Here is a 1,947-nt window from a genome sequence, read left to right on the forward strand (position 1 = left end):
CCGGCCGCGGACGCCCCGCCGGGGCGGCGGGGCGTCCGCGGCCGGGCTGCGGTGTGTCAGCGGCTGGGCTGAAGGGCGCGCTGCACCAGCAGCGCGGACAGCCGTCGTACGGAGTCCAGCGCGGGCAGGTCGTGGACCATCTCGCGGATGTGGGCGGCCTGTTCGCCGTCCAGGGCGTCGGTGGTGATGCGGGAGAACTTGCCCCAGACCTCGTCGCCGGTCATGGGGTTCTGCGGGGTTCCGGTGGCGTAGCGCACCCGGCGGCGGTAGGTGTGCCCGTCGGTGGTCGTCAGGGTGACGACACCGCCCCAGTTCTCCGGGTACTCGGCCTCCGCTACGGGGTCGGTCTCGACCTTCACACGGTCGGCGAAGGCGTGGAAGCGGGTGTCGGCGAGCTGTTCGTCGCTGTAGCTGTCCAGGCCGGGCAGCTCACCGTAGGCGGCCATGCCGAGGGTGAACTGGACGCTGAACTGGCCGCCGAGCGGGTCGACGGGGTGCACGATGGTGCCGACGTGCACGGCGCCGTGCGCGGACAGCCCCACCGTGACCTCGGCGATGTCGTCCGGGGTCAGGTTCTTCTGCCGCATGAGGAACTGGAAGGCCTCGAGCGGGGCGTGGATGAAGTAGCAGCAGTTGTACGCCTTCAGGCCCACCTTCTCGATGATGTACCGGGTGCCGAGCTGGTCGGTGAGGCGCTCGACGCTGCCCTTGTCGGCGAAGACGTTCACAAAGCCCTTCGCGCCGTCCAGGACGGTCAGGGGCCCGGTCATGCCGCGCCGGGCCAGGGCGACCGCGCGGATCCCGGCGGTGGTCGGGATCGCGGTGTGGATGCGTTTGACCGAGCCCCCGGACTGGGTGTACTCGATCAGGCCGCCGGAGAAGCTGCCCGCGATCGCCAGCGACTGCGCCAGCTCCGTCGGGTTCTGGCCGTGCAGGAGGCCCGCGGCGATCGCGGCTCCGAACGGGCCCGCCGCCGGCGGTGTGTGGTGCCCGCGGCGCAGACAGTCCGGCGAGACCGCGTGCGCGGCGCGGAGCATGACCTCCAGGCCGGCCGCGGTGGCCCGCAGCAGCTGCTCCCCGGTGGCGTTGACCTCCTCGGCCACGGCCAGCGCGACCGGGATGATGACGGCACCCGCGTGGGTCTGCACCATCTGGCAGGTGTCGTCGAAGTCCTGTCCGTGCCCGAACGTCGCGTTGGCGAACGCCGCGTGCTCGGGGTGCGTGCGCAGCCCGTGGAAGAGCACGGTCGACGATCCCGTCGCACCGAAGTCGCGCACGTAGTCGTAGGCGGCCTCGCTCCACGGAAGCCGTGAACAGGCCAGCTGGAGACCGAGCTGATCGATGATCAGCTTTGTGACGTAATCCTGGACGGACGATGGAATTCCGTCGCGATATATCTGATGTGCGAACTCCGCGAGTGTTTCCGCCGCGGTGGCACGGGAATCGTTCTCTGAAGGTTCTTTCCGCTGCTCCGGAATGAACACTGTCACCCTTTCCCTCCCCCTGGGGGATCGACTACACCCTCGTCCCACAGAACTCACGCGCTCATGGGATCTCGAAGGCGCTCGACTGAGATATTCGCCGCAGGGAAAGAATCCGGTCAAGGTTGATCGGCGAATCAGCATCAGCGAAAGTTGATCCATACACGAAAGCAAGAAGGCGCAGGCCCGGCACGGAGGGCCGTACAGCGGAAAGCATCATGGAACACCATGGAAAAGAACACGAAACAAAGACGTGCGACGGAAGAAAGAACACGGATGTGGGGCGCGGACCGGAAAACCGCGCGGATACGACGGCCGCCGAAAAGCGGAGCGGCGCGAACCGGAATGGGGCGGGATCGGCCGGGCCGGGAGAGGGGCTGCGCGCGCCTCTGTGAGGGAGAGACGCGCGCAGCCGTCCGCGGGGCGCCCTTCCGGTGTGCGCAGGCACGGCGGGGGCGCGGGTGGG

Annotated in this window: 1 protein-coding gene; it reads right to left on the minus strand. The window is 68.8% G+C overall.

Going from position 1 to position 1,947, the window contains the following annotated elements; translation table 11 throughout:
- Positions 1–56: 56 nt before the first annotated feature.
- Entirely contained in the window at positions 57–1,490 is a 1,434-nt protein-coding gene (locus CCN72_RS36710) for an MmgE/PrpD family protein (protein WP_158101477.1), read from the minus strand.
- Between the last annotated feature and the right edge of the window lie 457 nt (positions 1,491–1,947).

It is taken from the genome of Streptomyces murinus (assembly GCF_002154555.1).
GTDB lineage: Bacteria > Actinomycetota > Actinomycetes > Streptomycetales > Streptomycetaceae > Streptomyces > Streptomyces murinus.